Source organism: Sphingopyxis sp., assembly GCF_036402335.1.
GTDB lineage: Bacteria > Pseudomonadota > Alphaproteobacteria > Sphingomonadales > Sphingomonadaceae > Sphingopyxis.
The window spans coordinates 1-7,541 of the sequence record NZ_DASWTD010000672.1 but is presented as its reverse complement, the minus strand read 5'-3'; the positions used below and the strand labels follow the sequence as shown (position 1 = coordinate 7,541).

At 63.2% G+C, this 7,541-nt stretch carries 8 protein-coding genes and 1 tRNA gene; 7 read left to right on the top strand and 2 right to left on the bottom strand.

Annotation, left to right across the window (positions count from 1 at the left end; translation table 11 throughout):
- Positions 1-570 precede the first annotated feature (570 nt).
- Entirely contained in the window at positions 571-1,056 is a 486-nt protein-coding gene (locus tag VGD20_RS21595) for a hypothetical protein (RefSeq protein ID WP_331136425.1), read from the top strand.
- A 247-nt stretch (positions 1,057-1,303) separates the two neighbouring features.
- Positions 1,304-3,406: a hypothetical protein gene (locus tag VGD20_RS21590; RefSeq protein ID WP_331136424.1), complete on the top strand. Its 2,103-nt coding sequence runs from the start codon at positions 1,304-1,306 to the stop codon at positions 3,404-3,406.
- An 88-nt stretch (positions 3,407-3,494) separates the two neighbouring features.
- Here VGD20_RS21590 and VGD20_RS21585 read toward each other — a convergent pair.
- Together VGD20_RS21585 and VGD20_RS21580 are read right to left on the bottom strand one after the other, a co-directional pair.
- A tRNA-Thr gene (locus VGD20_RS21585) sits at positions 3,495-3,570 on the bottom strand.
- A 17-nt stretch (positions 3,571-3,587) separates the two neighbouring features.
- Positions 3,588-4,460, bottom strand: coding sequence for a hypothetical protein (locus tag VGD20_RS21580; RefSeq protein WP_331136423.1), 873 nt, complete (start codon positions 4,458-4,460; stop codon positions 3,588-3,590).
- A 64-nt stretch (positions 4,461-4,524) separates the two neighbouring features.
- Between VGD20_RS21580 and VGD20_RS21575 the strand changes: the two genes are divergently transcribed.
- From VGD20_RS21575 to VGD20_RS21555, 5 genes are all read left to right on the top strand, one after another.
- The gene (locus VGD20_RS21575; protein WP_331136422.1) at positions 4,525-5,097 is read left to right on the top strand and encodes a NifU family protein; all 573 of its coding nucleotides are present in this window, start codon (positions 4,525-4,527) and stop codon (positions 5,095-5,097) included.
- Positions 5,098-5,122: 25 nt separating this feature from the next.
- A complete protein-coding gene (locus VGD20_RS21570) occupies positions 5,123-5,716 on the top strand; it encodes a malonic semialdehyde reductase (protein WP_331136421.1) in 594 nt (197 codons plus the stop codon).
- A 19-nt stretch (positions 5,717-5,735) separates the two neighbouring features.
- Complete coding sequence (gene tsaB, locus VGD20_RS21565) at positions 5,736-6,353, top strand: tRNA (adenosine(37)-N6)-threonylcarbamoyltransferase complex dimerization subunit type 1 TsaB (RefSeq protein ID WP_331136420.1); 618 nt, start codon at positions 5,736-5,738, stop codon at positions 6,351-6,353.
- Positions 6,350-6,832, top strand: coding sequence for a GNAT family N-acetyltransferase (locus tag VGD20_RS21560; protein ID WP_331136419.1), 483 nt, complete (start codon positions 6,350-6,352; stop codon positions 6,830-6,832). Before tsaB ends, VGD20_RS21560 begins: the two co-directional genes overlap by 4 nt.
- Before the next feature lie 107 nt (positions 6,833-6,939).
- Positions 6,940-7,374, top strand: coding sequence for a MucR family transcriptional regulator (locus VGD20_RS21555; RefSeq protein WP_331136418.1), 435 nt, complete (start codon positions 6,940-6,942; stop codon positions 7,372-7,374).
- Positions 7,375-7,541 lie beyond the last annotated feature (167 nt).

Below are 7,541 nucleotides of genomic sequence, written 5' to 3'. Positions count from 1 at the left end.
GACGTAAGAAAGAACCTGCCGATATGGACGCGTTGCACTGTGACCGCTGTCATTAATGTGTTGGGTGGCGTTCCCAGATTGAAATCGGTTGCTGTCACTGGCAGCGGTGCATGCACGGCTATATCCTTCGCGGGCCTCCCTAGCTCTCCTCTTAATACATGGTCATCGCCGATAATTCACACCTATCTGCGCGTGAATATTGCCGCAATCCCGCCCCTCTTCCCGGCCGACGCCTGTGAGGGCTATCTCCATTTCCTCTGGGGCGGCAACAACGGGTTCGCGCCGCGGACCCTCACTTTTCAGGCTTTTGAGTCAACGGCTGGCATGTCGGACGTGCCTGATGCCCACCCGAACAATCCCGGAGCGACGGGCAACCCCTGCCGAATCAGGGGAGACCTCACCCAGACGTCGAGTCCGCTGCTCGACCTCTAATATTCCACTTGCGGTCGCTGTTTGGAGATGGGCGGCGATTGAGTTTGTAGAGTGAGGCCGGAGTTTTTTGCGGCACGCTTTAGCGAACTATTTGGCCGGGCCTTGCGAGCCGGGGAATCGTCTTGAAGGAGAGGTAGCATGACAAAATTGTCTGTTCTTTTCGCAACCGCGCTGGCGCTGGCTTTTCCGGGCGTCGCCCACGCGGCCAGTCCGGACGGAGATCACACCTTTACCGGAACGGTCCAGGTTAAAAAGGATCTACCTGCCTGGACTGCCTGCACGTTGACCGCTGTCGTCAATGTCAGCTCCGGTGTTCCCAGATTGAAGTCGGCCGTACTTACTGGAGCCGGGCCCTGTGCGACCATGGCCTTCACGGGTCTTCCCAGCATCCTTCCTCTTGATTTTACGTTCTATCCGTGGGTGGTAATAGCACCCGACGTCGGTATGAGTATCGCGTTCCCTCCCGGCTCCTGCTTCGGCGATCTCAGTTTCATCTGGAGCACCGCAACGCCGCGTACCATCACCTTCCAGAATATATTGTCGGACCTTCCCGGCATACCCCCTCCCCCTTGCAAGATCACGGGAACCCTCACCCAGACCTCGGGCTTGCTCAACCTCCCGTGATTTGGTTTGCGATCGCTGTCGGGAGGTGAAGAGCCTTTTATCTGGTTGCGAGACAATTTTGATACTTCGGAATTCTCATGAAGCCGTCGCTGCCAAACGAGGTTATCCGGCCCGTCGCGGACCATTCTGCCTGCCGGTTTCGTTGATCGCGGTCTTGCTATGCGTCGCCGGTGCCGGCCGTGCCGACGCGCAAACGGCGTCATCGGGCGCGGGCGCGAAGCCTGCCGACGAAACCGGAAAACCGGCGGTGTACGGGATGCCGGCCGATGCCGATCCCAGGGACATTGTCGTCACGGCGCGCCGCGGCGAGGCGCTGGTCGAGCCGGAGACCGAGCTCGACGAGGAACGGATCGGCATGTATGGCGCGTTCACCATCGGCGAACTGATCCGCGACCTCGCGCCGCTGATCGCCGGCCCGGGCAAGCCGCCGGCGCTGCTGGTCAACGGCAAACGCGTCGGCGATTCGACGGGCGTCGAAGGCTTTCCGCCCGAAGCTTTGGAACGGCTGGCGATCCTCCCCCCCGAAGCCGCGGTGCGCTACGGCTATCCCGCCGACCAGCGCGTGGTGAATCTCGTCCTCAAGCAGCATTTCGCCAGCTGGACCCTCGCCCCGACGCTGACGTTGCCGACCGCGGGCGGGCGCGACGCCGAGACGCTGGCGGCGAACCGTGTTGCGATCGATGGACCTACTTATTGGAACGCTGGCGTGCGGTTAGCGCGCGCGCGCCGCATGCTGCGCAGCGAGCGCCCGTTGGTATCTGACGAAGAGGACCGGTACAAAAGCCTGTTTCCCTCGAGCCGCAGTGTCGAATTCAACGCCGGTATCACGCGCCAGATCGGCAATTTTTCAGGATCGCTGAGCCTCGGCGCCGGTGTGAGCAGGAGCCGCGGCCTGCTCGGACGCGACGGGTCCCGTCTGTTGCAGGACAAACAGGATTCAAGGTCCTTCAATCTGTCGACTACGCTGGGGGGAGCAATCGGCGGCTTTCAGACCAATTTTTCCGCCAGCTACGCGCGGGGCCGGAGCGAGAATCTGTTCGAAGCCAAAGCGCCGGCGCCGGGGCGCGCGAGCTCGTCGAAAAGCGACAGCTGGAATGCCCAGCTCTTTGTCAACAAGACGGTCGCCACGCTGCCGGCGGGGTCGTTGACCTCGAATATCATGATCGGCGGCAGTCGCAGCATCTTGCGTTCTGAGAGCAGTGAAGGGACTTCTATCGCGTTTCGGCGCAACCAGCTCACCACCCAGCTGTCGTTGGCCATTCCCGTCACGAGCCGCGATACGCCTTTCCTCGGCGCGATCGGCAATATTTCGGTCGATCTCGTCGGCGGCCTCGACATCGCTTCGGACGAAAAAAGGCGATCGCGCTATACGGCGGGGCTCAGCTGGTCGCCGGTCGCCGCGCTCGACCTGCGCGCGTCGCTGTCCTATTCGGAGATGGTGTTGTCCGCCGAGCTTCTCAATGCACCGCGGACCGAAACCACGATGCGCCTCTATGATTATCTCCGCCAGGAAACGGCCGAACTGGTCTGGATATCCGGGGGCAATCCCGACCTTCGCAGCGGCAGTCAGCGCGCGCTTTCGCTCCGCGCAACGCTGCGTCCCTTCGGCAGCCAGCTGGCAACCTTCACGACGGATTATCAGCGGCAGGTCGGGCGCGGCGGGGTCGCCCCGCTTCCGCAGCTCAGCGCCACAACCGAGCGTATTTTTGCCGACCGGATCGTGCGCGATGCCGACGGCCGTCTCGTCTCGATCGACGTGCGCCCCATTCCGATCGAACACGACCTGTCGTCGCAACTCAACAGCAGCGTCACGCTATTCTTCGCGGGCAAGACCAACGCCGCCGATAGCGCAGTTCCGAAGGCGCGGATATGGGACAAGGGCCAAATTACGATGTCGCTCACCCACAATTGGCAGCTGCAAAGCGAATTGCTGATCGCGTCCGGCCTTCCGGTGCTCGACCGGCTGGACGGCGTCGGCGGCCAGTCGCGGCACATGCTGTCGTTGCAGGTCAACGCAGGCTGGCCGGGCCTAGGCGCAAATCTCAATGGAAACTGGCAAAGCGCGGTTCGCGTCCGCGATGCGACGCGTCCCGACGGGCAGGGCGATTTTCTCTACCCCGCAACGGCGCAGTTCAATTTCGGCTTCTTTGTCGAGCCCCAGCGCTTGTGGCCGACGTCGGGCAAGAAATCCTGGCTCTCCAAGCTCCGCGTTGCGGTCGATGTCCAGAATCTGTTCGACAATTACCGCCGCGTCAAGCTGTCCGACGGCAGTGTTCCGGCGGGGTACCGGCGCTATGAAATCGATCCGCTGGGCCGCACCCTCCAGATCAGCATCCAGAAGCAATTCTAGGCGGAGATCCGCTCTGCCAACCGGAGCAGCCCGACGCTATCCTTCGCGAGCGAATTGCGAGGAAAGCCGTACAATCCCGACGGGATGCTGGTGCCGGCTGTCAGACTCGAACTGACGACCTACCGCTTACAAGGCGGTTGCTCTACCAACTGAGCTAAGCCGGCGCTTCCGGCCCTTTGCTTCAAATGATGCCAAAGGTCCAGCCTTCGGTTTTTGCGAGCGTGTCAGTGAGCAGGGCGGGGGTCCAATATGCGGTATCGGATGCGATCGCGCGCAGCCACGCGGCGGCGAGCAGCGCATCGCTCGCATGGTCGCTTACCGGTCCGCGCAGGCCGGTCGCCGGCGAACCCAGTATCGCAAGGGCTGTGTCGAGCGCCTCGCCATCGCGGATCTTGCTGCGTCCCGCGGGGATTCCTGCCGCACGCGCGGCGAGGCTGGTATAGATTTCGACAAGCAGCGGCCCACGGACGGGGATCGGGTCGAGCGGCCACAGCGGGATCCGGCCGCGCAGGCGGTGGAGCAGACGCATGCCCGAAAGGCTTGCCTTGCCGACCTGCGCTGCGCCGACGAGGTTGAAATTGCTGACGCTCGCCGCCTGCTTCGTCGTGCGCTGATGCTGCTCGACGACACGCAGTCGTCCCGTGCCGGGCGCGAACAGGTCGCCGACGTCGCCGTGGCCGTGGCGGAAATGCCGCCGTGCCTCGGGATGCGCGAGAAATCCGCCGGGTTCATAATGCGGATCATTGCGCGCGAGGCGTTCGACCAGCGCCCATAATTCGGGGATATCGACCGGGCTGTCGGTCCATTCGGGGAAATAGGCCCCTTCATCGACGAACGCAAAGGCAGCCGAAAAGTCGACACCGATGAGTATGTCGTCGCCCGACACCGCGACCGCTTCGAGCCAGGCGAGGATTTCGGCGCGCGACCAGACATGTCCCGGGCGGACGAGTATGGGCGCCTCGCCCCCGCTGGCCACGGCAAGGGCGATGCCGGGCTGGCGAAGGCCGCGCGCGCCCGACCAGTCGAGCGCGGCGAAATGGGTAAAGCGGCGCATGCCCGTCGCCCTAGCGCATCCATGTTGTCTTGCACAAAGGGCAATGGCGTCCCACATGCACGCCATGCTGATCGAAACCGAATCGACGCCCAATCCCGCGACGCTCAAATTCCTGCCCGGCCAGGCGGTGATGGAGGCGGGAACCCGCGACTTTGCCAGCCCGGAGGAAGCCGAAGCGTCGCCGCTCGCGAGTGCGCTTTTCTCGCTCGGCGACGTGACCGGTGTCTTTTTCGGCCGCGATTTCGTGTCGGTCACGATCGCGCCCGGCGCCGAATGGGTCGATGTGAAGCCCGACGTGCTCGGCGTCGTGATGGACCATTTCCTTGCCGGCGCGCCGCTTTTCAATGCCGCAAGTGCAGGCTTTTCGGTTCCGGCCGAGGATGAAGGCTTCGCCGACGATCCCGCCGATGCCGACATCATCGACCAGATCAAGGAACTGATCGAGACGCGCGTCCGCCCCGCGGTTGCCAACGATGGCGGCGACATCGTCTATCGCGGTTTCGACAAGGGCAATGTGTATCTGAAGATGCAGGGCGCGTGCGCCGGCTGCCCGTCATCGACCGCGACGCTGAAGAATGGCATCGAGTCCCTCTTGAAACATTATGTTCCCGAGGTAACGGCAGTTCACGCCGTCTGACCATTTTTCTCCGAGGAGTTAGCCCATGAGCGAGCCGCTTTCCGACAGCGCTCTCGACCAGCTGTTTCGTACCGCCCGCACCTATAACGGCTATACCGACCGGCCGGTGTCCGAAGCGCAGTTGCACGCGATCTGGGACCTCGTGAAGTTTGGCCCGACCAGTGCGAACAGCCTGCCGGCGCGGATCGTCTGGTGCGTGACGGACGAGGCGAAGGCCAGGCTCGCTGCGTTCGCGCTGCCTGCCAATGCCGAAAAAATCCTGAAGGCGCCGGTCACCGCGATCATCGCGGCCGATAATCAGTTTTTCGAGCACCTCCCCGAACTTTTCCCGCACACCGATGCGCGCAGCTGGTTCGTCGGCAATGACGCACTGGCCGCGACCACCGCGTTCCGCAATTCGAGTTTGCAGGGTGCCTATTTCATCCTCGCCGCGCGCGCGCTCGGGCTCGATACCGGACCGATGTCGGGCTTCGACAATGCAGCGGTCGACAAAGCCTTTTTCGCCGACCAGCCGCATGTGAAGAGCAACTTCATCTCGACCCTCGGCTATGGCGATCCCGCCACGATCTTCGAGCGCAGCCCGCGCCCGGATTTCGGCCGTTTCAACGACATCGTCTGAACGGCGCTTTCCCGGTTCCATGCGGCATCTGGTTATCGATTCGGCGAGTGAAGCCTGTTCGGTGGCGCTGCTGGAGGCGGGGCGGGTCGTCGACCATCGCCACGAGGTCATCGGCCGCGGCCATGCCGAACGGCTCGTGCCCCTGATCGCCGAACTCGCGGACGGCGGCCGCGCCGACATCATCGTCGCGGGCTGCGGACCGGGCAGCTTTGCCGGTGTGCGGATCGGCGTCGCCGCGGCGCGTGCGCTCGCGCTCGGCTGGCAGGTGCCGGTGCACGGCTTTTCGACTCTCGCGCTTGTCGCAGCGGGCGCTGCCGACGAGATCGCTGCGGCGGGCGGTGCGCTCGTCGTGATGGAGGGCGGCCATGGTCAATGGTTCGTCCAGCCTTTTGCGGCCGACCTTTCACCGCGCGCCGGCGTAAGCTCGCTCGTGCCTGACGAAGCGGTGCGGCTGACCGACGAACTGGCCGTCGGCAACCGTGCCGAACCTTTCGTAACGCGCCGCGGCGCGGGACGCGCGCTGCCCATGTTGCCCGATGCCCGCGACTTCCTTCGCCTGCCCCCCGCGGCACTGATCGATCAGCCCAGCCCGATCTATGGCCGCGCGCCCGACGCCAAGCCGATGGCGCCGGTATGACGGACGATATCCGCCTCGCCGCCGCGCGTGTCGGCGACCTCGCGGCGGTGATGCGCGTGATGGATGCCGCCTTCGATCCCGCCTATGGCGAAGCGTGGAGCGGCGCACAGCTGCTCACCCTGTTCGCACTGCCCTCGGCGCGCGTCTGCATCGCATGGAACGGCGAGCAACCGTGCGGCTTTTCGGCGGCGCGCATCGCCGGGCCCGAAAGCGAATTATTATTGCTGGCGGTCGATCCCGATCATCGCGACCGCGGCATTGGCGCATTATTGATGGATGATTGGCAGGCCTGGGCGACGGAGCAGGGTGCCGCGGAATATTTCCTGGAAATGCGCGCCGATAATGACGCCGTCTATCTATATCAGCGCGCAGGTTTTTCCGAATGCGGTCGCCGACCCGCCTATTATCGCGGCAACGATGGCGTCGTTCGCGATGCGGTTACGATGCGCCGGTTCCGTCATTGCAACGAAACCGGTTGATCGGTCATTGCGAAATTGCGTCCAAAGTGGCAGTAATCGCGCCGCGAAAGAAAAAATCCAATATTCGCTGTCTTTTCTTCTGGGTAAAGTAAACAAGGAACAGTCTCATGTCCGATCAAGCCGATACCAATGAGATGCTGGTTACGCTGACAGCCGACATTGTCGCCGCCCATGTCAGCAATAACAGCGTCGCCATTTCGGATCTCTCCATATTGATCAATAACGTACACGCCGCATTGTCGGGCCTCGGTGGCCAGCCGGTAGTCGAAGAAAAGCTGGTGCCGGCGGTGTCGATCCGCACCTCGGTCAAGCCCGATTTCATCGTCTGTCTCGAAGACGGCAAGAAGCTGAAGATGCTGCGCCGTCACCTGATGACGCATTACGGCATGACCCCCGACGACTATCGCGCGAAATGGGGCCTTCCCGCCGACTATCCGATGGTCGCGCCGAACTATGCCGAAAAGCGCCGGGCGCTTGCGAAGGAAATCGGCCTCGGCACCAAGGGCCGCGGTGGCGGGCGCAAGCGCAAGCCCAAGGCCTGACGCTTTGCAGATGATCGCCCGACGGGGCAGGGAGGGGCGGCGTCGGAAGGCGCCGCCCTTGTCCTATCCGCGGTGCGACCCTATACAGTTTGAATAACAGAAATCCGACTGCATCTTGCAGGAAAGGCCCGCATGTCCGGTAACATCGATCTCGAAGCATTGTGCCA